Genomic DNA, 24,847 nt, shown 5'->3' with positions numbered 1-24,847 from the left:
CCGAGGCAGCTGCCCGCCGCCTCATGGCCCCCCATCACGCCCCAACAACCCCCCATCCCGAGAGAACCACGGGTTCCCCTTCACCCCCGCGTCCTCCCGCATCGCCGGAGCCGCCAAAATCGGGCTCGGAAGCGTCGTGGGCACCTCCGTGACCACATCCCTCAAAAACGTGGTCCCCGCGAGGCTCACGGCGATCCGATTCTCATAAAGCTCCCCTCGAACCGTGAAGCTCACTTCGGCGCCACGCACGTCCCCGATCTTCGTAATGGTGACTTGTCCCCGAAACCGCTCTCCGGGATACGTGTGGGAGCGGGTTCCGGGGAGGTCGAGCTCGAGGCGCTCGATGCGGGCGTCGGTGCCTCCTTTGGCGAACGACACGAACACCGCGAGCCTTGGCGCTCGGGTGGGGGCCGAGGCGACGAAGACGGGCTGCGTGTCGCTCACGGAGCCTATTTCCATGCCGAGGCGCGAGCGGTCGAACACCTCGCGGCGCGCGTAGGCGGGGAAAATCACGAGTCCTTGGGCGACCTCGGGGGTCGCGTCGAAGCGCTGCCTTGTGAGTCCCGCGTCCCCGGGGTCGGGTGTGCCGGCGTCGTCGGGGCGCATTTCGCCCGTGCCTAGAGAGACCTCGAGCTCGGCCTTCGGCGTCACGAGGGGAGGGAGCGCGGTCTTCGCTTCGGGCAGTATCGCGCGGAGCCTCGTGAGCTCTCGGAGGCACGAGCGTTTGCCCATTCCGGGGCGTTTTTGGTCGTCGGGGAGCCACTCGCAGCGGCGCTCGTCGCGCATCACGAGGGCCTCGCAGTGAATGCGCTGGAGCGGGGGCTCGCCTTGGCAGAGGCGCGCGTCTCCCGTGGCGGCGGCGAGGCACGTCGGGCTTCGGCCCCTCACGACCGACGTCTCTCGCACACGCGGGCAACCCTCTCCGTCGGCCCTCGCGATGGCCACGAGCGTCTCGCATCGCGCCCGGAGCGCGCTCGACACGATCGGCTCGCACGCGTGCACGTCGCGGTCTTTCGTGGCGTGGAGCACGCGGCACCCGTCGTAAAAAAGCGTGTCGTACCCGATGGCGCGGATCGCGTCCCCGAGGAGCGGGTCGACCTTCGCGCGTTCGGCCACACACGCCTCGAGCGTGGTGAACCGCTCGGACTCCTCACGCAGGTTCCCGGCCGGCGCGATCGGGTCCGAAGGGTCGACCGAGAGCTCGCTCGCGTCGATCCCGAGCCTCTGGGCCACCTCCCCGGAGCTCGGCCCGGCGTCGGGCCCGTCCTTGCTTTTGTCGCACCCCGAGACGAGCACGAGCCCTAAGAAAAGGGCCGATGAGCCCACGATGCGCATGGGCTTTTTCTAGTCTTTGGGGGGCTTCCCCACAAGGTAGGCAATTGTCGCTTGACTGGGCCCAGAATGGCGCTAGTCACTCGCCCATGAGTTACGCACTTCGAGTGGGGGCTTGGGTTCTGACGTCGATGCTCGGGGCGGCCGCGATGGGCTGCTCGGTTTCGCCCGGGATCGAGACGGGGGAGACGGAGTCGGCGGCGACCGCCGAAGCGACCGTGGTGTTCCACGGCAACTGGACGACCGAGGTGCGAGGCACGCTCGAGCGCGGCCGGCGTCTCCGCGTGCTCTACTCGGCCGACCGCGCGAAGTGCACGGCCACGGCCTACGGCAACCCGGCCTGGTCGGTGCTCGCGTACTACCGCTGGAATGGCGGCGACGTGCGCACGGTGCAGGTCGCGGGCTTCCGCAGCGATCCGACCGCGCCCGAGCCGGGCATCGACCTCGACCGCACCGGCGAGCTCGAGATGTGGTTCCAGAACACCGACCGCTACGGCTGCATGCAGTGGGACTCGGCCTACGGCAAGAACTACAAGTTCACCATCGGCGAGAACGCCTCGGCCCCCGGCTGGGTCGGCAACGCGAGCTACGCCATCGAGCGCCAGACCTGCAACGGCATGCCGTGCGCGGGCTCGTGGAAGAGCCTCGAGAACGGCTTCCTCTACGAGACGTGGGCCCGCCAGCGCGCGGCCGTGCGCCAGGCCGGATTCGAGGTGTGGAAGGCCGGCGTGACCGACTTCGACAACCCCGAGCTCTGGCGCCAGCTCGACGTGCAAGTGCACCGCCGCTACGTGGGCGAGCAGGCCTTCCGCACCGAGTACGTGAGCTTCGACGGCCGCTGGGGCAATAACGCCCACTACGCCATCGACCTCCGCGCGCTCGACCCGTTCCAGTGGCCGAACGGCGCGAACATCCGCACCAAGGCCGACTGCCCCACCTTCCGCATCACGCGGGACGCCACCGGCAACTACGCCGAGGCCGAGCTCGAGCTCTACTTCACGGTCAACGGCCAAGAGCTCCGCCCGGCCCAGGGCGGCACGTTCCGCGGCAAGTACCAGGACTACCTCGGCAACTTCGCCGTCTGCACGCAATAGGCCTCGGTCGTCTCTCCTTCCACGGGCCGCGTTCACCCCGAGCGCGGCCCGAGGCTATTTTTGCCCTACGACGTGATGCCGCCGTCGCAGACGACCCAGGGCCGCGTTCACCCCCGAGCGCGGCCCGAGGCTCTTTTTGTCCGACGGCGTGATGCCGCAGACGACCCCGGGCTGCGTTCTCCCCCGAGCGCGGCCCACGGTGATTTTGCTCAAGCCCTTGTCGTCGGGGCGTTCTTTCGCAAGACTTCGGGCATGCGCATCGTTCGATGGGGTCGGCTGGCTGCGGCGGCGTTCCTCGTCGCGTGTGCGACCACCGACACGACCCCGCTCGCGGATCCGGATCTGCCCGTCCAGACCAAGAACGCCGACGGCGCCACGTACCCCACCGATCACATCGGCACCCGCGATCGCACGAAGCTCCGGCCTGGCGATCGCATCGCGGCCTTCTCGTTCCAGGGGTACGTCGACGGCGACCCCGAGAAGGGCCTCACGACGGTCTCTCTCTCCGATTTCTACGATCCGGAGCAGAAGCGCTACAAGCTCCTCCACATCCAAGGCGTCGCCTCGTGGTGCCCGATCTGCGCCCAAGAGGCGCGCCAAACGGCCGCCGCACAAGACGCGCTCCGCGCGAAGGGCGTGGTCATCGTGCAGGTGCTTTTTCAGGGAAAAGACCGCTCGACAGGCCCCTCGCTGGCCGACCTCGAGACCTGGTGCAACGTGTACGAGCCGAAGCACCCCGTGCTCTTCGACGCGAACGCGAAGCGCCTCGGCGTGTTCGGGATCGATGGCTTCCCGTGGAACGCCCTCGTCGACACACGCACCATGGAAATTCTCGACCAAGGCACGGGCGCCCCGTCCGACGTGACCGCGTACGTGAACGCCGGCCTCGAGCTCGTCGCGGGCCCACCCGCCACGTGGTGAGCTACAAAACGTGCAACATGCACGAGATCAGCGCAGGGTGTGGTGCTCACGCGTGAAGGTGCGTACGTCGCTCTCGGTGCCGTCTTTGTAGCGGAGCTTCACGCGGACGGAGCGTGAGCCGGGAGGCAAGACGACGTAGACCTGGTCGGTCCGGTCGATGGTGACGGCGGTCGTGGGTGTAAAGTGCACGTTTCGGTCGAGGGGCCCGTCGTCGAGGCCCCACGTGATCGACGTGAGCGCGTATTTGTAGGCGAGCAGCGCGGAAAAATAGAGGAGCGGGTGCTCGTGGGTCGAGAACGAGACCCACTGCGGGATGCCCGCGAGCAGGTGCTTCGTGGTCTCGACGTCGGTCTTGTTCGCGTCGAACGAGACCGTGGTGCGCCTCGGGATGCCGAACGCTCGGTAGCGCACGACGAACGACGTGGGCCCACTGCGGGACACGTCCTCCTCGGGCACGATGAGCGTGGTGCTCGCCTGCACCGGATCGCCACCGGTGCGGAGAGAGTCGGGGAAGGTGAGGGGCGGCCTCTCGATGCCCTTCGCGTCGAACCAATGCACGTCGCGCACGGTCGTGCCGAAGCGCACCGTGATCATGTGGCCCGAGCTCGAGCGCATCACGGTCTGCCCTTCGACCCGGCCGAGGTACACGAGCGCCGCGGCGATCCCCGCGAGCGCGAGCACGCCCGCGATGGCAAAGGCCAGCTTCGAGCGGCGTGGGCCCTGGCCCGACCCCCCCGCGCCTCGCGCTTGCTCTTCGAGCCTCGCGAGCCTGTCGAGCACGGTGACCTTTTCGTTTCGGTACACGGTCAAGGCGAGACGGTGCGCCCCGAGGTCCGATTCACACGGAGCGGCGAATGCCCCGAGACGCGGGCTCGAGGCACGAAATCGCGCAGAGAACCGGGCTCTTGCGGGTCAGTGCACTTTGCGGAAGTCGACGAGCGAGATGGGCTTCTCGTGGAGGGCGAGCTCGAACGCGCGGCGCTTGCCGACCACGTCGCCGCCGATCTCGAAGGGGACCTCGCGGTCGAGCTCGAAGCGGACCTTGGTCACGAAGAAGTGGTGGTCCTTCGCGAGCGGGTGCACGGCGCCGAGGATCTTCGGGAGGTTCATGACCGCCTCGGCGGTACCTGCACCATACACGCGAACCTGCATGCGGCCGGGGACGAGGTGAGCGAACTTGAACGCGCGGAAGCCGAGGCCAAGCTCCTCGGTGGTGGACGCGCCGCCCACGCCGAGGGGGCCTTCGTAGAGCACCTTGCCGGTCTCGCCGCCGGAGAGCGGGGTGGCCTTGCCGTGGGCGTCGATCGTGAGGGCGGGCTCGCCGAGGTTCACGATGCGTACGCGCGGGCGGGAGCCGAAGAGCTGACGCGGGATGGTGCGGGTGAGGAGGCTCTTCGCGTAGCCCACGGTGGAGCCGCCGAGCTTGTCGACGAGCTTGGCCTTGCCGCCGAGGCTGTCTTTGTAGTCGGAGAGGATCTCGGCGTCCCAGCCGGTGCCGGCGAAGGGGGTGACGCGGCCTTCGGTCTCGACGAGGCGGAAGGTGCGGACGGGGACGTGCTCGGTGGTGCGCTTGGTGGTGGCGCCGAGCCTCGCGATGTCGCGCATGACGGCGCGACGGCCGACGCCGCCGGTGGCGCGGGCCCAGCCGTTGCCGGTGCCGAGGCCGAGGAGGCCGAAGGTCGGGACGTGGACGTCGTGCTCGCGGAGCTCGTTCAAGAGGGCGACCGCGGTGCCGTCTCCGCCGGCGGACAGGAGGACGTCGGGGCGGTTCGGGACGAGCTCGTCACGTACCCAGGCGCGGGCCTCGTCGAGGGAGCTCGTCACGGCCACGCGGGCGTGGGGCATGAGGCTACGGATGTGCTGGCCCACGGCGGCCGAGCCATGGCGCGACTTGACGTTGACGAGGACGGCGACGGACATTCGCAGAACCTAGCGGCGGGGTCGGGGGTGTGCCGTCAGGGTTTGGTCAGGGTGGGGGGGGGAGTGGGGCGAATTCGGTGGCGGCCGAGGCGGACGGGGGACGGCGGCGGAGAAGATCCGACCGACGTCGGCGGCGGGGGGGCAGAAGATCCGACCGACGTTGGCCGCAACACTATGATTTTAAACAAAACATGGCTGTTTCGTGCCTCATGTCTGAGGTGCGAATCTCGCACCACAACGACTCCAGCGAGACACGCGGACGCCCGCCTCGCCACGAGCCCGAGGACGGCCGCCGTTTGCCCCGAGGGCGACCGACGTTCGCGCCAAGTACGCGAAATCTCGTGAGTCACTCGGCGCCTGCCCCCTTCGCACCGAACGGCCCTTGACATCTGAACGGGTGCGCAGTATCTCTGTGGTCCTCAAGAACACGCTACCGCCACACGGGTCCCGGCGCTATGCCGGGCCAAAGGTCTGAAGGAGCCCCGAACGATGGAAGACAAGAACCGCGCGAAGGCCATCGAGCTCGCGTTCGCCAGCATCGAAAAAGAGTACGGCAAGGGCTCCATCATGCGCCTCAAGGAGGGCGAGTCCCTCGGCGGTGACGTGGCGGTGGTCCCGTCGGGCAGCATCGGCCTCGACATCGCCCTCGGCATCGGCGGTTACCCGCGCGGCCGCATCATCGAGATCTACGGTCCCGAGTCGAGCGGAAAGACCACGCTCACCCTCCACGCGATCGCCAGCGTCCAAAAGGCCGGCGGTGTCGCCGCCTTCATCGACGCCGAGCACGCGCTCGACCCGTCGTACGCCCGCAAGCTCGGCGTCAAGACCGACGAGCTCCTCATCTCCCAGCCCGACTTCGGCGAGCAAGCCCTCGAGATCGCCGACATGCTCGTGCGCTCCAACGCGGTCGACATCGTCGTGGTCGACTCGGTCGCGGCGCTCGTGCCCAAGGCCGAGATCGAGGGCGACATGGGCGACAGCCACGTCGGCCTCCAGGCGCGCCTCATGAGCCAGGCGCTCCGCAAGCTCACCGGCACGGTCGCCCGGTCGAACTGCCTGCTCGTCTTCATCAACCAGATCCGCATGAAGATCGGCGTCATGTTCGGCTCCCCCGAGACCACGACGGGCGGCAACGCGCTCAAGTTCTACTCGTCGGTTCGCCTCGACGTGCGCCGCATCGGCTCGATCAAAGAGGCCGCCACGAGCGACAAAAAAGACCCGACCGTGGTCGGCAACCGTACGCGCGTGAAGGTCGTGAAGAACAAGATGGCCCCGCCCTTCCGCGAGGTCGAGTTCGACATCCTCTACGGCCAGGGCATCAGCCGCGCAGGCGACATCGTCGACCTCGCGTCCGACTTGGGCATCGTCGAGAAGAGCGGCGCGTGGTTCTCGTTCCAGGGCGAGCGCATCGGCCAGGGCCGCGAGAACGCCAAGGCGTACCTCGAGCAGCACCCCGAGCTCATGGAAAAGCTCGAGCGCATGATCCTCCAGAAGAACAACATCAAGCCCACGGGGCCCGAGCCCGTCGCCGCGGCGCCTGCGCCCAAGGGCGGCGCGCCTGCGGCCAAGAACGGCACGGCCGAGCCCGAGGCCAAGCGCCCCGCGCCCAAGCCCGCCAACTGAGAGTCACGCGGCTCGCTCGTCGAGTGAGCCGCGATTCGTTCACGACCGGCTGTCCCTCCTGCAAGAAGCAACCGGTGCTTGCCCCAGGTCCGTGCGCGCGGCCCTGGGGCGAGCTTTTTTGTGGGTAGTTACGGGCAGTTGGCCGATGTGACCGCCGTGCCCGTCTTGGGGATGCCGGCCTCGACGAACGTGAGCGGTGTCGAGTTGCAGATCCAAATGCCGCACTTCTCTTGCCGCTGAACGTGCGCGTGCGGCCCGGTCGACCAGCCCGTGCCGCCCGAGAGGGCGATGCGCTCACCGCGCCTCACGGTCTGGCCGACGGCAACGAGCGGCTGGTTCACGTGGAGGTAGAGGGTGCTCGTGCCGTCCGCGTGGGCGATCGTCACGTAGTTCACCGTGTTCGCGCACGACGAGCCGCCGCCCGAGTAACACGGGTTTCCGGGGCGCACGTCCCCTCGCACGTGGGTGACCGTGCCGTCGTTGGCGGCTACGAGTGGCGTGTCGTTCGCGAGGTCGAAGTCGTACGCGTCGCGGGACTGGGCCGTGTTGTGGCTGAACGCACCTCCCGGGCCTTGCACCACGGTCGACTTTTTCCCGCACTCGAGGGGGAGCATGTACCCGGGTCGTGCGGGCTTGCTCGCGTCGCCCGAGCCGCCAGAGTCGACGGAGCCCGCGTCGGTCGTAGGCTGCGCAGAGGGAAGGGGAGCGCTCGAGCCCGACCCCGTGGGGGTGGGCGCGGGTGGTTGTGGCTCGATCGTAGGCTCTGCGCCGGAGCATGCGACGACGAGGAGGAGAGGAGCCACGAGCGCGCGCGACGTCATGCTCGAGATGTACGTGAGCGGGGCTGCGGCCGCAAAGGGCACGCGCCCCGCCGAGGGGCGTCGTCGCGGGGCGTAGGCCACCCCGGGACGAGGAGGAACGAGAGCGCGCTCAGAAGTGGCCGCCCGTCGCGTCCATCGAGCTCCGGATCTTGGGCCCGAGGGACTTGACCGCGCCGGCCGCGAGGAGGAGCACCCCCACGAGGAGGAGCGTGTACTCCACGAGCGAAGCGCCACGCGCGCGAACGAGAGCCGACGACGAAACACGAACCTGACGAGAGAAAAACTTCATGACGTACCTGCCTTTCGCCCCTCTCGTCGGCAGGTCGGTCGCGGTCGTTTCGTCCTTTTTTCGGCCGGGGCGCGTTTTCTCCGAAACCGCGCGAGTCGGGGAGGGAGGTCTTCGTCCTGCTGCACGGGCAGCCTGAACCACCCGCCGGCGGAGCACCGGCCCTGCCTCGCGACGAGCGGACGTCCCGGGGGAGGCTCGCGAGCAGGCTCCGTTGGGAGCCGAAAAGATGCGGGAGGAGCGCTACGTCCCCGTGCGGACGAACCGGAAGTGGGTGCGCTCGAGGTGCCCGGTGGGGTCGCGGTACACCTCGACGCGCTCGAGCGCCTCGCCTTCCGCCGCGAGCTCGAGCTCGACGAGGTGCGCCTCGCCCGGATCGAGATCGGTCACGCTCTCCACCACGAAGCGGAACCGTCGGGGCGCGATCGCGACGGCGCGGAGCCGCGGCTGGTTCCCTTGGGCGCAGTAGTGCGTCGCGACGAGCTCGCCGTGGTCGGCGTGAAAGAGCGTCATGGTGGAGCGGGGCCGTGCGCCGAACGTCTCCGCGACGGCGCTTCCACTGGAGATGGCGTGGTAGTCGACCTGGGCTCTTCGACCTTCGTCCGTCGCGCCTTCCCAGCTCCCCTCCACGACCGAACGAAGGCTCGCGAGCCCGCCGGGATCGCGCGCCCATGGCCGAGGTGCCGACGCGACGGGAGGCGACGCGCAGCCGGAGGAGGCGACGAGGAAAACGAGCGCGGCGAGGGGAGCGACGGAGCGGGGCACGGAGGCGCGAACCCGGCGATCGAGGCGCGTATTCCCGAGGAGAAGTGAGCATGCGGTCGGTGGCAGCGAATCGTCGCCGGGCGCATGAAACGCATTCTACGAATGCAGAGACGCGAGCGTCTGCTGCTGGCGAGGTCGATTGGAGCTTTCGGGCAACGTCGGTCGAGTCTTTCGAGCACGTCGTGCGAGCGTCGGTCGGGTCTTCTTCGTCCGACGTGGTCTTGTTCGTCCGGGGCTTCCGCGCTCTTCGCGGAGATCCGACCGACGCGGAGATCCGACCGACGGAGATCCGACCGACGATGACGGCAAGTCCGCGAAAGGACGTTACGGCCTGGCCGGGCCACCCGTAGGGGGGAGATCCAGGGGGGGGAGATCCGACCGACGATGACGGCAAGTCCGCGAAAGGACGTTACGGCCTGGCCGGGCCACCCGTTGGGCCTCACCGGGCCACTGTGGCTCACCGAGGAGATCCGACCGACCACCGAGGAGATCCGACCGACGATGACGGCAAGTCCGCGAAAGGAAGCTACGGCCTGGCCGGGCCACCCGTTGGGCCTGGCCGGATGAGATCCGACCGACGATGACGGCAAGTCCGCGAAAGGAAGCTAGGGCCTGGCCGGGCCACCCGTTGGGCCTGGCCGGGCCACCTTGGCCACACACGATCTCCCTTAAATTCAGCCACTTCGTGTTGGCCCGCGACGTGAATAAGGGGAGGCATGTCCAACCCTCGCCGTATCGTTCCGGGCACCACCTACCTCGTCACGCGCAGGACCATCCGCCGCTATTTCCTCCTGAACCCGGACAAGAGGCGGCTCCTGCTCGCGTTCTATTGGTACGTCACGGCCGTGCTCGCGGCGGAATTTGGCATAGAGGTCCACGCGGCGCAGATGCTCTCGAATCACCTTCACGAGGTGCTCACGGACACGCGAGGAAGGCTCCCCGACTTCCTTTCGCAGCGAAATCGCCTGCTCGCGAACGCCATCAAGGTGCTGCGTGGGTGGCCCGGGGAGGTCTTTTCGCGCGAGGGCACGAGCGTCGTCGCGCTCTATGGTGAGGACGCGGTGCTGCAGAAGATCGGGTATACGCTCGCGAACGTGGTCGAGGCCGGGCTCGTCGCGAGCCCCGAGGATTGGCCGGGTGTCACGCTCGCTGCGACGGACATTGGGACGCGCACCATTCGTGTCTCGCGGCCCGAGCTGTACATCGACCCGGAAAACACGCGCTGGCCAGCGGCTGCGGAGATTTCGATCACGGTGCCGCGGTCGCTCGAGGCGAGCTCGGGGCACGAGGGGGCGCGGGAGCGCATCGTGTCCGCGGTGAACGCGGCGGTCGAGAAGGCGCGCATCGTGGCGCGCAAGGCGGGGAAGTTCGTGCGCTCGCTCGAGTGGATTTTCGCTGTGCCTCATACGACTCGCGCGTCGTCGTTCGAGAAGGAGGGGGCGAGGAATCCGAGCTTTGCGGCGGGTGGGAACGTGGAGATGGCGGTGCGGGCCTTGAAGGAGCGGGCCGCGTTCTTGGGGGCGTACCGGGAGGCGTTTGCGAAGATGAGGAGCGCCGTGCGGGATGTGTTCTTTCCCGAGGGGACCTGGCGCCTCTTTCGCGAGCTGGGCGTCAATGTGATTTCAGCCACTTAGCGCCAACGTCGGTCGGATCTTCCCGTCACGGGATCTTCCCGTCAGCCACTTAGCGCCAACGTCGGTCGGATCTTCCCTCTTTCGCGAGCTGGGCGTCAATGTGATTTCAGCCACTTAGCGCCAACGTCGGTCGGATCTTCCTCCCAACGTCGGTCGGATCTTCCTCCCCGCGCGGGAGAGTCCGACGACGCATCGTCGGACTCTCTCCCACCCAACACACCCAAAGCGCTCGCGGCAGCCGCTCGCGCTCAGAAGTGGCCCCCCGTGGCATCCATCGAGCTCCTGATCTTCGGCCCGAGGGACTTGACCGCGCCGGCCGCGAGGAGGAGCACCCCCACGAGGAGCAGCGTGTACTCGACGAGCGAAGCGCCACGCGAGCGAACGAGAGCCGACGACGAGAAACGAGCCTTACGAGAAAAAAACTTCATGACGTACCTGCCTTTCGCCCCTCTCGTCGGCAGGTCGGTCGTGGTCGTTGCGTCGTTTTTTTCGGTCGGGTCGTTTTTCTCCGGAGCGCTCCAAATCCCCGTCGAAACTAGCCTTCGCGCACGAGCAGGCCGACGACCGCGGTCGCTTCGTCGAACCCGACGAGCCCGCCCGCGTTGTGAAAGAGGCCCACGCCGGGTGAGCCCGACTGCCTCGCCTCGGCCCGCCCCGTGAGGTGCAGCGCGAGCTCGTGCGCCATTGCGAGCCCCGACGCGGCGAGCGGGTGCCCCTTCGATTCGAGCCCTCCCGAGAGGTTCACCGGCACGCGCCCTCCGTGGCTCGTCGCGCCCGAGACCGCGAACGCGCCACCCTCACCCGCAGCGCACAGACCGAGGTCCTCCGTGGCGGCGATCTCGGCGAACGCGGTGGCGTCGTGGACCTCGGCGAGGTGCACTTCGCTCGCGGTGAGCTTGGCCTTCGCGAAGGCTTTTTTCGCGGCGAACGTGGTGACCGAGGGCATGTCGGGAGAGGTGCGCGTGCCGTTGGCCGCGGCGATCGCGGCGAGGCGCACCCGAGGGCGCGTGCTGCCGAGCGAGAGCAGGGCCTCGCGGCTCCCGACGAGCACCGCCGCGGCGCCGTCGCTGATGGGCGCGCACATGCTCCGCGTGAACGGGCCCACGACGCCTTTGTCGGCGAGCACGGCCTCGACGCTCATGGCCTCGCGGTACTGCGCGTTCGGGTTCTTCACGCCGTGCGCGTGGTTCTTCGACGCGACGTGGGCGAGCTGGGCCTTCGTCGTCCCGTAGCGCGCCATGTGCCACGAGGCCTCGAGCGCGACGGCGTCGAGGATGGTGATGCGCGCGGGGTGCGGCTCGAACACCCCTCCGCAGAACGCGGCCTTCCCGGCGTAGAGCGCGCGCGCCTCGGCCGCGTGGAGGCGATCCGTGCCCCCCTCGAAGAGCTCCCACATCTTCTGCGGCGCCTCGGGCAAGAACACCTTCTCGACCCCGAGGACCAGGGCCACCTCGCAGTCGCCCGCCGCGACCGCCGCGCGCGCCGCCATGAGCGCGAGCCCTCCCGTGGCGCAGCCACCCTCGACGTTCGTGATGGGCGCCGCGTGAGGGTATTTCCCCTCGCGCGCGAGGGGGAGCAGCAGCACCTGGCCGCCGATGTTGGGCTGACCGAACACGTGGAGCGCGGCGCTCCCGAAGTAGGTCGCGTCGATGCGCGAGGCCTCGATGCCCGCGTCGGCGAGCACGCCCTCGAGCGCCTCGCGCGTGAGATCGTGGTGGGTCTTCTCCGGCGCGCGCCGGAAGGGGGTGGTGAACGAGCCGAGGACGAAGACGTCGCGCATGAGACGAAGCTACCGCGCCTCGGGCTCGTCGTGGTCGCTTGGCCACGGCTCGGCTATCGGTGGCCGCCCGGACGTCCGTCGGGGCTTTTTTTCGGCGCGTCGGGCGCGTAGCCTCTCCGCATGACCCAGGCCGCGCCGACCACCGGATACCTCGAGCTCGAGCACACGCCCATCCACCGTGAGCTCTCCGGCGAGGCCATCGTCGTCTCGGGCGAGCTCCCGAAGGACCTCCGCGGCCTCTACGTCCGCAACTCGCCGAGCCCGCAATTTTCGCCCATCGGCAAGTACCACTGGTTCGACGGCGACGGCATGGTGCACGGCCTGCGGTTCGAGAACGGGCGCGCCACCTACCGAAACCGCTGGGTCGAGACGCGCGGCTTCAAGGCCGAGCGCGAGGCGGGCAAGGCCCTCTACACGGGCATCTTGGAGCCCGTTCGCCCCGAGGCCATGGGCCTCCCCGGCGGCCCCATCAAGGACACCGCGAACACCGACCTCGTGTTCCACCGCGGGCGCCTCTTCGCCCTCTGGTGGCTCTCGGGCACACCGTACGAGCTGTCCACGCGCGACCTCTCGACCCTCGGCCCCGAGCGCTTCGGCAAGAAGCTCACCGGCGGCTTCTCGGCGCACCCCAAGGTCGATCCGCGCACGAACGAGCTCGTGTTCTTCGACTACTCCATGGTGAAGAGCCCGCATCTCCGGTACGGCCTCGTCTCGGCCGAGGGCGAGCTCGTGCGCTACGAGGCGATCGAGATCCCCACGCCCCACGTGCTGCACGACATGGCGATCACGGAGAACTACTCGATTCTCCTCGATTTTCCGATGGGGTGGGACCAGGCCCGCCTCGCCCAGGGCAAGATGCGCATCGCCTTCGATCGCGGCACCCCGAGCCGCTTCGGTGTGCTCCCCCGCCTCGGCTACGCGAGCGACGTGCGCTGGTTCGAGGCCGAGCCCTGTTACATGTATCATACCATCAACGCCTACGAGGAGGGCCGCGAGATCGTGCTCGTGGGCTGCCGTGTGCGCGACCCGATCCCCGAGAAGCGCGACGCGACGGGCAAGGTCGCGCGGCTCGACTCGATCGAGCTCGTGCCCCACCTCTACGAGTGGCGCTTCGACCTCGACACGGGCAAGACCAAGGAGCGCCAGCTCGACGATCTCGCGACCGAGTTCCCTCGCATCAACGACGCGATCCAGGGCAAAAAGGCCCGCTACTCGTACAACCCGCGCGTCGCCCCCGACGAGGCCCTCAAGTTCGACGGCCTCGTGAAATACGACCTCGAGACCGGCGCGAAGCTCGTGTGGGACGCGCCCGCCGGCACGTTCGTGGGCGAAGCGGCGTTCGCCCGCGCAGGCTCCCTCACCGGCGAGGACGACGGCTACCTCGTCACCTACGGGACGAGCCACGAGGCCGACGATTCGCACGCGTTCGTGCTCGACGCCCGCACCATGCGCGAGGTCGCACGGCTACGGCTCCCGCAGCGGATCCCGCTCGGGTTCCACTCCTACTTCTGCCACGACCACACCTGATCGGGAGAGAGCCGCCGTCAAAGGTGGCTCGCGAAGAAGGCCAGGGTCTCGGCCATGAGCGGGCCGAAGCCCTTGCCCTCGCCGTAGATCTCGTGGTGCTTCACGCCGGGGAGCTTCACGAGCTTCTTCGGGCCTCGGGCCTTCGCGTACATGCTCGCCATCTCGCCGCCCGCGATGAGCGTGTCGTCGCCCGGGTGCACGAAGAGGCAGGCCGCGCGGGTCTTCGGGAGGTCGTCCTCGGGGGCGAACTCGAAGAGGTCCATGAGCGACTCGAACGTGATCTCGAGCCTCCAGCGAGGGTAGTTGGGGGCGTCGGCCACGAGCAGGGCGCACGTGTCCGGGTCGGACGAGAGCAGCTTGGGCACGGCCACGTAGCGGACCTCGCCGGTCGCCGTGTAGTGCCGGCGCGCCTCGCGCACCTTCTCGTAAAACTTAGGAAAATCAGGGAATTGGGACCACACGCGGCCGAGGTCCCCGGGGCCCGCCACGGCCACGAGCGCGCGCACGCGTGGGTCTTTGCCGGCGGCGCCCGCGGCTACGCTCGCGCCCAAGCTGATGCCGAAGAGGCCGAGGCGCATCGGGTCGACCTCGGGCACGGTCTCGAGGAACGTGAGGGCCGCGCGCACGTCCTCGACCTGCATCGAGGGCACGAGGCGGCAGCGAGGCTCGCCTTCGCTCGCGCCGAAGAAGCGGTAGTCGACGTTGAGCGTCGCGTAGCCCTCGCGGTTCAGGGCCTCGGCGCTCTTGGGCAGCCACACCTCTTTGACGAGCGAGAAGCCCTGGCAGCACACCACGGCGGGGACCTTCTTGCCGGCCGAAGCGCCCTCGGGCAGGCGGAGGACCCCCGAGAGCCGCAGGCCGCCGGAGTAGAGCGTGACCTCGTGTTCCATGGAGGCGAGGGTACAGGGTTTTCGGGCTTCCGCGGGAGGCACGGGCTCCCGTAGTCTCCGGCCATGAGGATCGCCATCATGCGGCACGGCCCCGCCGAGGACTACGCCGCTTCGGGCCGCGATTTCGACCGCGCGCTCACCCCGAAGGGCCGCGAGCGCGTCCGTGAGGTCGCCCGAGCCCTGCTGTCCGCCGGCGAGGCCCCCGCCGAGATCGTCACGAGCCCCCTCGTCCGTGCGCGCGAGACCGCGGCCGAGCTGCTCGAGATCTTCGGCGAGCGCCCCCTCGAGATCGCCCGGGGCCTCGAGCCGGGGCGCGACGTGCTCGGCCTCGTCACCGACCTCTTCGCCGAGGGCCGCGAGAACGCCGTCCTTGTCGGTCACGAGCCGGATCTGTCGGACGTCGTGGCCGCGCTCGTGGGCGCCCACCCCCCTCAAGGCATGCTCAAGGCCATGGTCGTGTCGATCGAGCTCACGGCCGACACCACCTCGCGGCACGGGCGTGGCTTCGCGTCGGTCTCGCGGTTCGTGCTCGACCCGAAGACCCTCGTCCTCCACCGCTGAGCCGGCTGCCCCCGCGCCCGCCGGCGGTCAAGCGGCATCGAAAAACGCGCAAAAGTTTCGCACAGGGGCTGTGGAAAGCTCGAGGTGGGGGCGGCTGCCCTCGTGTCCAAGTGTCTGAAATTTCAGGTAAAAAGACCCTTCCTTGACAGCCATGGACCCCTCTTCTACGCCGAAGGGGAGGGAGCATCACCCCATGGCTCGGCAGTCGGCGGCAGCACAGAAGATCCTTCCCGGGCCGAGGCTCGCGCGGGCGGGTCTCGTCCTCGCCACGGGCCCCGTGGGGACGGCGGCCATCCGCATCCCCGACCGGGTGAGCGCGCAGCTCTCGCTCGTGTTCCCCACACCTTCGCCCAGGCTCTTCGTCCACGAAGGCGCCCGTCAGGCCCTCGAGCGCAAGCTGCGCTCCGCGTACGCCGGCCCGGTGAGCCTCTCGGTCACGGACAACCGCCACCGCATCGTCTCCCACTCGACGCACGCGGGCGTCTTGCAGGTGCGCATCCACCACATGTTCCTGGACGCGCCGGCCCCCGTGGTGGACGCCCTCGTCCACTACATGCTGCGCGCCGACCGCGACGCGAGCCTCAAGGTGAGCGCCTACATCGAGGCCCAGAACGCGCGCCTCGCCCGGCGAAAGCCGCGGTCGATCCCGCTCGTCACGCGTGGCTCCCACCACGATCTCTTGGGGATCGCGCGCGAGCTCAACGAGAAGTACTTCGACGGCACCTGCAACGCGCTCGTCACCTGGGGCACCGGCTCGCGCACGAAGCGCTCTTCGCCCCGAAAGAGCATCAAGCTCGGGAGCTACTCGGACCTCGACCGGCTCGTGCGCATCCACCCGGTGCTCGACAAGGCCTGGGTGCCTCGATACTTCGTGGCCTTCGTGCTCTACCACGAGATGCTCCACCACGCCCTGCCCGCGCGGCGCCTCGGCGGTCGGCGCGACCTCCACTCGCCCGAGTTCCGCGAGCGCGAGCGCCTCTTCCGGGCCCACGATCGCGCGCTCACGTGGGAAAAGCGCAACATCGCGCGCCTCCTTCGCGCCTCCTGAGCGCGGCTCTCGCGACGACCGGGAATGCCGGCCAGAGGCGGCGTGCTGCCTCCGCTGTGCTATGTCCCGGTGCGCGCGTTCCATGAGACTTTCTCGCTATTCCAAGCTCGTCGCGGTGGCCCTGGCCTCCGCCGCGGTGGCCGTCGGCTGCCGCGCCAAACCGCCCGCGACCCCGGTCGGTACGACGCCGAGCGCGCCCTCGGGCAGGGCCCCGGGCGCCGTGCTCCGGTCGCCGAAGATGAAGGCGAGTGTCATCGCGACCGTAGGGGATCGCGCGATAGGGCCTTTCCTCGCGCGGAGCGAGACGGGGCTCCTCGCCGCGCTGCTCGCCTTCGGAGACGACGGGGTGCGGCGGGTGTCGGTCGTCCCGCTCACGCCGAAGGGCGAGATGAAGTCGGGCATGAAGGCCCTCGTGCCGACCCCGTTCGACTCGACCGATTTGGCCGTCACGGCCACGCGGGGCCCCGATCGTGGGTATGCCGTGAGCTTCTCGGCGCTCACCGAGCGCGGCAAGGGCCTCTGGGCCTTCGGGGTCACCGACGACGGCGTCCTGCGGGCTCCCGCGGCCGAGATCACGCGCTCCACGAACGACATCGTGTGGACCGAGCTCGTGCCGAGCCCGCGAGGAGCGCTGCTTTTGTGGGTCGAGCAGACCGTCGACGGCGAGGGCTCCTTGCTCGCCGCCTCGCTCGACCCGCTCGGCAAGCTGCGCGGCGTGCCCGTTCGGGTGATGCGCGGGGTGGTGGGGTGGCAGGTCGTCCCGACGGACGGCGACGTGCAGCTCGCCGTGGTCCAGTCGCGCGTGGCCGAGAAGGTCGATAAGACCGCGGATCCCAACAAGAAACCGGAGAAGAGCGCGCCCCCGATCCCGGCCGTCTCGCTCTACACCCTCGACGCCGACGCGCGCGTCACGCGGGCCGTTGCGATCGCCGCCACGGCCACAGTGAAAGGCACGCTCGAGGTCGCGCGCGATCGCGGGCGCACCCACGTCGCCTGGACCGACGCGAGCTCGGCCGAGACCGAGGTCCTCGCCGCCACGATCGACGACACGCGTGGGCTCGTGGTGCCGCCTCACCCCGCCGCCGACACCCGAGACGGGACGACGCTCCTCGGCCTCTCGACCGGTACGCACGGCCAGGGCACGGCCGTCGTGTGGGAGCGTGACGTGGCCGAGGCCCAGGGCAAGCGCTTCGTCCACGTGGCGAGGCTCGGCGAGGGGCCCCCGAAGCGGGTCACGCGCGTCGAGGTCGCGCCGAAATCGCGGCTCGAGCTCGCGAGCTCCCCCGAGGGTTTCGCGCTGCTCGCCTCCCTTCGCCCGTGCGCGTTCGAGCCGAAAGTGGGGCCCGAGTGCGCCGCGAAGCCCTTCGTCCCGAGCCTGCTCCGCACCGACTCGGAGCTCCAGCCGCTCGACATCTCTCCCCTCGAGTTCGGCGAGGATCCTCCGGGGTTCGGGTGGGCCCTCGGGTGCGACGTCGGCTGCGTGACGCTCTCCGCGTCCGCCGAGACTCCGTCTCACGTGAGGTCCGTGTTCGTCCCTCCGAGGTCCCCCGAGGCCCAGCGCACGGCCCAGGTCATGCCGCCGACACCCGCCATCGAGGCGACCCGCTTCCTCGACGTCGAGACCCTCGCCACGGGGGAGGCCGTCGCGCACCTCGCCCACGTGCGCATGGGCGACCGCACCCTCGTCGCGACGCTCTCGTCGGACCTCGACGTGCCCGGGAACAAGGCCCGCGCGGCGACGTTGCGCATCCGCTCCTACGACGACCAGGGCAAGGCCCTCGACGAACCGGCCACCAAGGCCAAAGACCCGACATTGCTCACGAATCGGGCGCTCGCCGTGGGCGGAGTGGCCATCGCCGCGGCCGGCAAACCGGAGGACGGTGGGGCCGTCGCCTGGGTGGCGCGCGAAGGCGGAGATCCCGAGGTGCACGTCACGCGGATCGACGCGCGCGGTCGCCGAACGAACGACGTCGTCCTCACGAACGCCCGCGGGGACGCCCAAGACGTGGCGCTCGCGTGGGTAGGCAACGGCTTCGTCGTGGGCTGGGTCGACACCCGCAACGGCAACGGCGAGATCTACACGACCAAGATCGGGCTCGACCTCAAGCGCATCGTCCGCGAGGAGCGCATCACGAACGCCCCGGGGGACGCCACGGGCCTTCGCCTCGTGCCGGCCGGGCGCGATCGTGTGCTCGCGGTGTGGTCCGACCCGCGCGAGGCGGCGCGCGAAGGGTTCGCCGACATCTACGTCTGCCCGATCCGCTCGCACGACGCCACCAAGATGGCCGAAGAGACGCGGCTCCTCCCGAGCCTGCCGCACTCGCGGTCTCCGGAGATCGTGCCGTGGGGCGACGGGGCGATGGTCGTGTGGATCGAGGAGGCGCCGGACGGCGCGGATCCCTCGCGGGACGGTGCCTACCGCGCTCTCGCGCAGCGCATCGACGCGATGGGGAAGCCCGTCGGTCCTGCGGTCACCGTGCCCACCGCGGGGCCCGGGTACCCGACGTCGATCTCGGTCGAGCCCATGGGCCAAGGCTTCCGTGGGGTGCTCGCGCGCGCCAGCGGAGAGGGCGTCACGATCGACGGATTCGTGGGCAATTTCGGGGCGTTCCGCGCGTTCCCCGTGGGCAGCATCGCCACGCCGCGCACGAGCGACGTGGCCCTCCTCACGTTCGGGGAGTGGCTCTACTTCGGAGAGGACGGCGCGTCGCCCCAAGAGCGGAGGCTTCGGCGCGGTCGCGTCGGCTTCGGAGGTGCACGGCCATGAGCGTCCGTCGTGTGGTGCCCGGTCTCGTGGCCTTCGGGGGCCTTGCGGTCGTCCTTGGTGGGTGCCTCGGTTCCCCGCGGCTGCCTTCGTCGGGCAAAGGTGGAGGGTGCGCGGCGCTCGGCGGCGCGGCCTGCAAAGACGCCGACGGGCTGCTCGCGGCCATGGGCTCGTACTCCAACGTGAGCCACGACTTCTTGCTCGACGCGACGGGCAGCTACGCGCCGGGGCGGGGCGTCGTGAAGTCGCCCTCGGGCACGCGGCTGCTGACCGAGGCGTGCGCCGTCCCGAAGGCGTCGCAGGCCGAGGTCGAGCGCGCCACGATCGACTACGCGTACGTGGGGCTCGCGGTCGACGACGTGGTCGTGAGCGCCGAAGCCGACCTCGTGCCCTTCTTGGCCGCGGGCGCGGCGGGCGCGACGCACACGGTGAAGCTCGTCGCCGTGGCCTTCGTGCGCGACAAAGATCCGCAGTTTTTCTCGCCGAGCCCGGCCATGACGTACGAGTCCGAGAAGTGCGCGTGCGCCGGCGCGACCGACTTCATCGGCTCGGTGAAGATGGGCGGGCTCCTCGCCTACGAGATCACGGTGCGCCACGGCGAGGTGACCGGCAAGGCGCTCGAGCTCGTGAAGGCGAAGCTCCGCGCCGAGGACGCGAGCGTCAAGCAGACGGTCGTCGGTGGCCTCGAGGTCGAGAACCTCGACGAGGCCATCTCGAAGGGGAGCCACGGCAAGCCCCTCACCTTCAAGGTGAAGAACCCGGTCCCGGTGGCGTACGCGCTCTATCCGCTGGCCGACGTGTGCCGGTTCACGCTCCCCGAGCCCGATATTTCCCCGCAAAAACTCGATCTCGGGGACGTGCCGTACGGTCGTGAGGCGACGCGGCTCGTGCGGGTCGTGAACCGCTCGTCTCTCGAGCTCCGCGCGCTCGTGCAAGGCGGGACGTTCGCGGTGCCCGCCCTCGGCACGGCGGAGGTGCCCATCGTCGTGAAACCTCGGGGCGACGAGCCCGCGTGCGACACCGTCACGCGCGAGGAGGTCATCGTCTTCCAGCCGCGCGACGAGGCCCCGGTCACGCCCAAGTCGCACACGATGAAGGTCGAGGTCACGTACCGGAGCGGCGCGCCCGAGGTCACCCGCACGGCGCGCATCGACTCGGGCGCGAGCCACACCCAAGACTGGCTCCTCGCCAAGGGCGACGTCACCTGCCCGAACGACTACGTCGCCGAGGCCTGCGGCACCTCCAACGAGGAGGGCTGTGAGAAGGCCGAGGCTCGCATCGAGGCCACCTCCGCCGGGGGCGTGTGCCATTTCGTCCCGAAGGCCCGCACGAGCATCCTCCCGACCTTGAGGAGCCAACGGTGCGCCTACCAAGCCAACGCGACCTGTCGCCTCAAGTGTAAGTAACTGCTGACGTTTTTGCCTTTTTTCGGGCGCCGCGTTTTTTTACGCAACGGCTCGGCCCGGGGAGCCGACACCCCCTCGAGGCAAAGGCAGGCGACGGTCGCCGCTTCGGCCTCGAAAGCTCGAAGCGCCTGCGTGCCGGCGAAAGATGGTACGCTCCGAAGAGGCTCCCATGGGGATCGACAAGATCGGCAAAAACGCGGGCGTCCAGGGCCCCGAAGGCCCGGCCGAGGCCGACGCGACCAAGAACGTGGAGAAGTCGTTCGCCTCGGTTCACGCCGAGAAGAGCGCGCAAGCCGAGGGCACCGCCGCCGTCGCGGGTGCATCTCCGCTCGAGCGGCTCAAGGCCGGCGAGCTCGACGTGAACGGGTACGTGGACGCCCGCATCGACGAGGCGACGCGCGGGCTCTCGGGCCTCGGGGAGAAGCAGCTCGGCGCGATCCGTGCGGTGCTCCGCGAGCAGATCGTGACCGACCCGGGCCTCTCCGAGCTCGTGCGGTCGGCCACGGGGCATGTGCCTTCGGCGCCGGAAGAGTGACGTGAGCGCCTCGACCCACGAGGGCCCGTCGGAGGCCTCCCCGTGAGCGGCCTGCGTATCGGCCGGCGTGGGCTCGTGCTCGGGGCAGCCGCGGCGGCCGTTCAGGCCTGCAAAAAGAGCGATCCGAGGGCCGAGTCGACGCACGCGTACGCCGCCCTCAACGAGGCCTCGGCCGCCGAGCCCCCATCGACGATCGACGGCGGAGCCTCTCCCGCTCGGGTCGTCGAGTGGTCGTTCTCCTCGGACGCCTCCGAGGCCACGCGCGCCGCGGTGGTGCTCCCGGCGTCGCGCCCCGGCGAACGTTTCCCCGTGCTCGTGGCGCTCCATGGTCGTGGAGAGGCCCGCAAAGGGCCCGAGCTCGGCGCGCTCGGTTGGCCGCGCGACTACGCCCTCGTGCGTGCCATCCGGAGGCTCGGAGCCCCGCCGCTCACGTCCGAAGATTTCGAAGGATTCGTCGAGAAAAAGCGCCTCGATCTGCACAACGCGCGCCTCGCGACCGCGCCGTACCGTGGCCTCGTCGTCGTGTGCCCGTACCTGCCGGATCTCGAGCTCAAGAGCCCGCTCGCCCTGCGCGACTACGGCGACTTCGTGAAGAGCGTGCTGCTCCCGCGTGTGAGGCGCGAGCTGCCCGTCGTCGACAAGGCCGAGGCCACCGGGATCGACGGCGTGTCCCTCGGGGGCGCCGTGGCGCTGCGCGTGGGGCTCGAGAGCCCGCAGACCTTCGGCATGGTGGGCTCGCTCCAGGCGGCCATCGACGATCCCCAGATCCCCGAGCTCGTCGAGGCGCTCCGCTTGGCACGTGTCGCGCGCCCCGGGCTCAAGCTCCGCCTCCTCACGAGCGACAAGGACTACTTTCGTCGCGTCGTCACGGCCACCTCGCAGGCGATGCGCTCGGCCGGGCTCGACCACGAGTACCTCTTGGTGCCTGGCCCCCACGACTACCCGTTCAACCGTGGTCCTGGAGCGCTCGAGATGTTGCTCTGGCACGAGGCCGGGCTCGCGAGGTCCTGACCGCTCGTGGGGGGCTCGTGTCCGCTCGCCGCCCGGGCGATTGTGCGGGCCCGCGAGTGGAACTAGCATCGTCGCCGAATGGCGAAAGACGAGCGAAGGTCGAAGGCGCGCGCGGGCGCAGGGGGGTGGCTCGTTCCGCTGGAGACGCTCGCGCGTGACGGCGAGAGCCCGAGGACGGTCGGCGGAAAAGCGGCGCGCCTCGCGTGGCTGCACAGGAACGGGTTCTCCGTGCCGGCGACCTGGGTGCTTCCCGAGGCCGCGTTCGCGACGGCCATCCGAGGGCTCTCTCCGTTCTGCGAGCCGCGCTCGCTCCTGCGGGTCGCGTCCGGGCGCAACGTGTACGCGCGAGCGGCCGAGGCGCGGCACGAGATGCTCGACGCGCGTCTGCCCGACGGCCTCGAAGAAGAGCTCGAGGCGCTCTGGGCGAAGCACGAGTCCCAGGCCCCTTGGGGCTTCGCGGTGCGCTCGTCGGCCACGTGCGAAGATGGCGCGCTCGTGTCCATGGCCGGCCTCGCCGAGACGAAGCTCGGGGTGCGTGGGGGTGCGGCGCTCGCCCGCGTCGTGCGTGAGGTGTGGGCCAGCATCGCGTCGGGGCGCGCGCTCGCCTACCTCGCCGCACATGGTGTGCGGGACGTGGGCATGGCCGTGGTGGTGCAGGTCATGGTGCGCGCCGAGGCCGCGGGGGTGATGTTCACGCGTGTGGTCGCGCCGGGCGCGGTGCGTGGAGAGCGCGTGATCAACGTGGGGTTCGGGCTCGGTGCGCCCGTGGTCGACGGGGTCACGTCTCCCGACCTGCTTCGCCTCTCGCGGGACGGGCAGAAGGTCTCCGAGACGATCGCGCGGAAGCCCAAGGCCACCGTGGTCGGTCCGAACGGCGTCGAAGAGCGGGACGCGCAGAGCCCCGACTCGCCGGCGCTGCGCGACGTGCACGTGCGTAAGCTCTCCGAGCTCGCGCGAAATCTCGAGGCCATCGAGGACGTCGCCTGGGATGTCGAGTTCGCGTGCGAGGGCGACGAGCTCGTCGTGGTCCAGGCCCGCCCGGTGACGAGCCGTGGTTTCCCCGAAGGGGGCGACGCCGAGACCGTGTGGAGCAACGTGAACGTCGGCGAGGCGCTGCCCGGCGTGGCGACCCCGTTCACGTGGTCGATCGCGGGCGCGTTCAGCGAGGCCGGGTTCCGCCGGGCGTTCGGCGCGCTCGGGTGCGCCGTGCCCAAGAACGCGAAGCTCGTCGGCAACGTTTTTGGCCGATTTTACCTGAATTTGTCGCAGTTCATGCGCATCGCGGCGCAGGTCCCGGGGCTCGATCCGCGCACGCTCATGCAGCTCGGCGGGGGCGCGGGCGCCGAGCGGCTCGAGCGCGAGGTGAGCGACGTGTCGCGCACCGGCTTCTACGCGCGCCTCCCCATGACGGCCGCGCGCCTCTTCAAGGAGCAGGTGCGGCTCGACGCGGACGTCGAGGCCTTCGAGGCCCACGCCGACAAGCTGCGCCGCGCCCACGCCGCGCTCGACTTGGCCATCCTGCCCGACGAGGGCCTCGCGACCCGCCTCCGGGACGTGCAAGCGTTCCTCGAGCGGACCGGCACCGTGATGCTCACGTGCGCGTCGAGCTCGCTCGCGACCCACGTCGCGCTCCGCATGCTGCTCTCGCGTGTCGCGCGGGAAGACGCGGACCGGCTCGCGCAAGAGCTCGTTCGGGGCATCCACGATCTCGAGAGCGCTCGCCCCGGCATCGGCATGCTGCGCGTCGCCGCGATCGCGCGCACCGAGCCCGCGGCCCGCGACGCGCTCCTCCGGGAGAGCACGGTCACGCTCGACGCCCTCCCCGAGGGGCCCACGCGGCGCGCCCTCGTCTCGTTCCTCGAGCTCTACGGAGAGCGCGCGGTGCGCGAGGCCGAGCTCTCGACGCCGCGCTGGCGAGAGGACCCGCGGGTCGTGCTCACCATGCTCCGCGTGGCGCTGCGCGGCGAGTCTCGTGAGATCGAGGCGACGCTCGCGCGGTCGCGCGCCGAGGCCGACGCCGAGATGCAGCGGCTGAAATCGAAGCTCAACGTGGCCGAGGTCACCTTGGTGAGGCACCTCGTGGCCCGCGCCCAGAAGGCGGCGCGGCTCCGCGAGCGCATGCGTGCGTGGGTGACCCGCGTGCTCGGCATGGTACGCGACGTGGCCCTCGACGCCGATCGCCGCCTCCTCCGGCTCGTCCCCGAGCTCGCCGACGACTACGAGCGCCTCCTCCGCGAGGGCTCGCCGCTCGCGCAGGTCCAGTCGGTCTTCATGCTCACGGCCGACGAGCTCGTGACTGCGCTCCGCACGTCGCGTCGGGATCTCGCGCCGCTCGTGCGTGCGCGTCGAGCCGAGCTCGCCCGTGATCTCTCGCGCCCCGATCCGCCTCCCACGTTCGTCGGGTTGCCCCCGGCGGTCATGCTGCCACCCGCGGGAGGCAAGGTGCTCTCGGGCATCGCCGCGAGCTCGGGCGTCGTCGAGGGCCGCGCGCGTGTGCTCATGAGCCCGGCCGAGATGTCCCTGCTGCAGCCCGGAGAGATCCTGGTCGTCCACACGACCGACGTCGGCTGGACGCCGCTCTTCCTCTTGGCCGCCGGTGTGGTGACCGAGCTCGGTGGCCCGCTCTCGCACGCCGCGGTCGTCGCGCGGGAGTTCGGCGTGCCGAGCGTCGTCAACGTGGAGCGCGCGACCTTGGCCGTGAAGACCGGCGATCTCCTCCGCGTCGACGGCGACCGAGGGCGCATCGAGGTGCTACCCGAGGCCGGCGCGACGAGCTCTGGGTGAGCGTGGCCCGCGAAGCTCCAAAGGTCGTCGTGTTCGTGACGACCGAAACGACCACCCTCGACGCCGTGCTCGGGCGCCTCGGTGCCGATGCCCGCTGTGTCTCGGAAGGTCGCGTATTCGTTGGTAAAAACAGGGCATCACGCGG

General features: G+C 69.9%; 21 protein-coding genes. 12 read left to right on the top strand and 9 right to left on the bottom strand.

Annotated elements, in window-relative coordinates; all coding sequences use genetic code 11:
* Positions 1-21 precede the first annotated feature (21 nt).
* Complete coding sequence (locus tag IPK71_34735; protein MBK8218915.1) at positions 22-1,335, bottom strand: hypothetical protein; 1,314 nt, start codon at positions 1,333-1,335, stop codon at positions 22-24.
* 86 nt (positions 1,336-1,421) lie between these two features.
* Between IPK71_34735 and IPK71_34730 the strand changes: the two genes are divergently transcribed.
* Positions 1,422-2,426 (top strand): hypothetical protein, encoded by a 1,005-nt coding sequence (locus IPK71_34730; protein ID MBK8218914.1) that lies wholly within the window; start codon positions 1,422-1,424, stop codon positions 2,424-2,426.
* Positions 2,427-2,678: 252 nt separating this feature from the next.
* Entirely contained in the window at positions 2,679-3,347 is a 669-nt protein-coding gene (locus IPK71_34725; protein ID MBK8218913.1) for a redoxin domain-containing protein, read from the top strand.
* Positions 3,348-3,374: 27 nt separating this feature from the next.
* Here the strand turns inward: IPK71_34725 and IPK71_34720 are convergent, their stop codons facing one another.
* Complete coding sequence (locus tag IPK71_34720) at positions 3,375-4,151, bottom strand: hypothetical protein (GenBank protein MBK8218912.1); 777 nt, start codon at positions 4,149-4,151, stop codon at positions 3,375-3,377.
* Positions 4,152-4,259: 108 nt separating this feature from the next.
* Entirely contained in the window at positions 4,260-5,267 is a 1,008-nt protein-coding gene (locus IPK71_34715; GenBank protein MBK8218911.1) for a diacylglycerol kinase, read from the bottom strand.
* Between the two features lie 489 nt (positions 5,268-5,756).
* Here IPK71_34715 and recA point away from each other — a divergent pair, with 489 nt between their 5' ends.
* Positions 5,757-6,890: a recombinase RecA gene (gene recA, locus IPK71_34710; GenBank protein ID MBK8218910.1), complete on the top strand. Its 1,134-nt coding sequence runs from the start codon at positions 5,757-5,759 to the stop codon at positions 6,888-6,890.
* A gap of 128 nt (positions 6,891-7,018) precedes the next feature.
* On the opposite strand, the gene IPK71_34705 is transcribed toward recA, so the two are convergent.
* From IPK71_34705 to IPK71_34695, 3 genes are all read right to left on the bottom strand, one after another.
* A complete protein-coding gene (locus IPK71_34705; GenBank protein ID MBK8218909.1) occupies positions 7,019-7,711 on the bottom strand; it encodes a M23 family metallopeptidase in 693 nt (230 codons plus the stop codon).
* 109 nt (positions 7,712-7,820) lie between these two features.
* Complete coding sequence (locus IPK71_34700; protein ID MBK8218908.1) at positions 7,821-8,000, bottom strand: hypothetical protein; 180 nt, start codon at positions 7,998-8,000, stop codon at positions 7,821-7,823.
* A gap of 240 nt (positions 8,001-8,240) precedes the next feature.
* Positions 8,241-8,762, bottom strand: a complete 522-nt coding sequence (locus IPK71_34695) for a hypothetical protein (protein MBK8218907.1) — start codon at positions 8,760-8,762, stop codon at positions 8,241-8,243.
* Positions 8,763-9,478: 716 nt separating this feature from the next.
* Here IPK71_34695 and IPK71_34690 point away from each other — a divergent pair.
* Entirely contained in the window at positions 9,479-10,396 is a 918-nt protein-coding gene (locus IPK71_34690; GenBank protein MBK8218906.1) for a transposase, read from the top strand.
* A gap of 248 nt (positions 10,397-10,644) precedes the next feature.
* Here IPK71_34690 and IPK71_34685 read toward each other — a convergent pair whose 3' ends face one another.
* Both IPK71_34685 and IPK71_34680 read right to left on the bottom strand, forming a co-directional pair.
* Positions 10,645-10,824 carry a hypothetical protein gene (locus IPK71_34685; GenBank protein MBK8218905.1) on the bottom strand — a complete coding sequence of 60 codons (180 nt, stop codon included), beginning with the start codon at positions 10,822-10,824 and terminating at the stop codon, positions 10,645-10,647.
* A 107-nt stretch (positions 10,825-10,931) separates the two neighbouring features.
* Positions 10,932-12,176, bottom strand: a complete 1,245-nt coding sequence (locus IPK71_34680; GenBank protein MBK8218904.1) for a thiolase family protein — start codon at positions 12,174-12,176, stop codon at positions 10,932-10,934.
* A gap of 120 nt (positions 12,177-12,296) precedes the next feature.
* Here IPK71_34680 and IPK71_34675 point away from each other — a divergent pair, with 120 nt between their 5' ends.
* Positions 12,297-13,703: a carotenoid oxygenase family protein gene (locus IPK71_34675; protein ID MBK8218903.1), complete on the top strand. Its 1,407-nt coding sequence runs from the start codon at positions 12,297-12,299 to the stop codon at positions 13,701-13,703.
* A gap of 17 nt (positions 13,704-13,720) precedes the next feature.
* Here the strand turns inward: IPK71_34675 and IPK71_34670 are convergent, their stop codons facing one another.
* On the bottom strand, positions 13,721-14,593 hold the full coding sequence (locus IPK71_34670; protein MBK8218902.1) for an alpha/beta fold hydrolase: 873 nt from the start codon (positions 14,591-14,593) through the stop codon (positions 13,721-13,723).
* Between the two features lie 63 nt (positions 14,594-14,656).
* Here IPK71_34670 and sixA point away from each other — a divergent pair, with 63 nt between their 5' ends.
* The 7 genes from sixA (at position 14,657) to IPK71_34635 (ending at position 24,702) form a co-directional block, all read left to right on the top strand.
* Positions 14,657-15,154 (top strand): phosphohistidine phosphatase SixA, encoded by a 498-nt coding sequence (gene sixA, locus IPK71_34665; protein MBK8218901.1) that lies wholly within the window; start codon positions 14,657-14,659, stop codon positions 15,152-15,154.
* Positions 15,155-15,305: 151 nt separating this feature from the next.
* Entirely contained in the window at positions 15,306-16,202 is an 897-nt protein-coding gene (locus IPK71_34660; protein ID MBK8218900.1) for a hypothetical protein, read from the top strand.
* An 82-nt stretch (positions 16,203-16,284) separates the two neighbouring features.
* Positions 16,285-18,969 (top strand): hypothetical protein, encoded by a 2,685-nt coding sequence (locus tag IPK71_34655; GenBank protein MBK8218899.1) that lies wholly within the window; start codon positions 16,285-16,287, stop codon positions 18,967-18,969.
* Positions 18,966-20,372 carry a hypothetical protein gene (locus IPK71_34650; protein MBK8218898.1) on the top strand — a complete coding sequence of 469 codons (1,407 nt, stop codon included), beginning with the start codon at positions 18,966-18,968 and terminating at the stop codon, positions 20,370-20,372. The genes IPK71_34655 and IPK71_34650 overlap by 4 nt, the downstream gene beginning before the upstream one ends.
* 169 nt (positions 20,373-20,541) lie before the next feature.
* On the top strand, positions 20,542-20,907 hold the full coding sequence (locus IPK71_34645; GenBank protein ID MBK8218897.1) for a hypothetical protein: 366 nt from the start codon (positions 20,542-20,544) through the stop codon (positions 20,905-20,907).
* Between the two features lie 42 nt (positions 20,908-20,949).
* Positions 20,950-21,918 (top strand): esterase, encoded by a 969-nt coding sequence (locus IPK71_34640; GenBank protein MBK8218896.1) that lies wholly within the window; start codon positions 20,950-20,952, stop codon positions 21,916-21,918.
* A 78-nt stretch (positions 21,919-21,996) separates the two neighbouring features.
* A complete protein-coding gene (locus IPK71_34635; protein ID MBK8218895.1) occupies positions 21,997-24,702 on the top strand; it encodes a phosphoenolpyruvate synthase in 2,706 nt (901 codons plus the stop codon).
* Positions 24,703-24,847: the final 145 nt, after the last annotated feature.

Source organism: Myxococcales bacterium, assembly GCA_016712525.1.
Classification (GTDB): Bacteria; Myxococcota_A; Polyangia; order Polyangiales; family Polyangiaceae; genus JAAFHV01.
This window is presented reverse-complemented; position numbering and strand designations above follow the sequence as displayed.

What these genes read in the sequence shown, in the direction of transcription:
- IPK71_34735 (MBK8218915.1), bottom strand. Translation starts at nt 1,335, where the DNA reads ATGCGCATCGTGGGCTCATCGGCCCTTTTCTTAGGGCTCGTGCTCGTC.
- IPK71_34730 (MBK8218914.1), top strand. Translation starts at nt 1,422, where the DNA reads ATGAGTTACGCACTTCGAGTGGGGGCTTGGGTTCTGACGTCGATGCTC.
- IPK71_34725 (MBK8218913.1), top strand. Translation starts at nt 2,679, where the DNA reads ATGCGCATCGTTCGATGGGGTCGGCTGGCTGCGGCGGCGTTCCTCGTC.
- IPK71_34715 (MBK8218911.1), bottom strand. Translation starts at nt 5,267, where the DNA reads ATGTCCGTCGCCGTCCTCGTCAACGTCAAGTCGCGCCATGGCTCGGCC.
- recA (MBK8218910.1), top strand. Translation starts at nt 5,757, where the DNA reads ATGGAAGACAAGAACCGCGCGAAGGCCATCGAGCTCGCGTTCGCCAGC.
- IPK71_34705 (MBK8218909.1), bottom strand. Translation starts at nt 7,711, where the DNA reads ATGACGTCGCGCGCGCTCGTGGCTCCTCTCCTCCTCGTCGTCGCATGC.
- IPK71_34700 (MBK8218908.1), bottom strand. Translation starts at nt 8,000, where the DNA reads ATGAAGTTTTTCTCTCGTCAGGTTCGTGTTTCGTCGTCGGCTCTCGTT.
- IPK71_34690 (MBK8218906.1), top strand. Translation starts at nt 9,479, where the DNA reads ATGTCCAACCCTCGCCGTATCGTTCCGGGCACCACCTACCTCGTCACG.
- IPK71_34685 (MBK8218905.1), bottom strand. Translation starts at nt 10,824, where the DNA reads ATGAAGTTTTTTTCTCGTAAGGCTCGTTTCTCGTCGTCGGCTCTCGTT.
- IPK71_34680 (MBK8218904.1), bottom strand. Translation starts at nt 12,176, where the DNA reads ATGCGCGACGTCTTCGTCCTCGGCTCGTTCACCACCCCCTTCCGGCGC.
- IPK71_34675 (MBK8218903.1), top strand. Translation starts at nt 12,297, where the DNA reads ATGACCCAGGCCGCGCCGACCACCGGATACCTCGAGCTCGAGCACACG.
- IPK71_34670 (MBK8218902.1), bottom strand. Translation starts at nt 14,593, where the DNA reads ATGGAACACGAGGTCACGCTCTACTCCGGCGGCCTGCGGCTCTCGGGG.
- sixA (MBK8218901.1), top strand. Translation starts at nt 14,657, where the DNA reads ATGAGGATCGCCATCATGCGGCACGGCCCCGCCGAGGACTACGCCGCT.
- IPK71_34660 (MBK8218900.1), top strand. Translation starts at nt 15,306, where the DNA reads ATGGACCCCTCTTCTACGCCGAAGGGGAGGGAGCATCACCCCATGGCT.
- IPK71_34655 (MBK8218899.1), top strand. Translation starts at nt 16,285, where the DNA reads ATGAGACTTTCTCGCTATTCCAAGCTCGTCGCGGTGGCCCTGGCCTCC.
- IPK71_34650 (MBK8218898.1), top strand. Translation starts at nt 18,966, where the DNA reads ATGAGCGTCCGTCGTGTGGTGCCCGGTCTCGTGGCCTTCGGGGGCCTT.
- IPK71_34645 (MBK8218897.1), top strand. Translation starts at nt 20,542, where the DNA reads ATGGGGATCGACAAGATCGGCAAAAACGCGGGCGTCCAGGGCCCCGAA.
- IPK71_34635 (MBK8218895.1), top strand. Translation starts at nt 21,997, where the DNA reads ATGGCGAAAGACGAGCGAAGGTCGAAGGCGCGCGCGGGCGCAGGGGGG.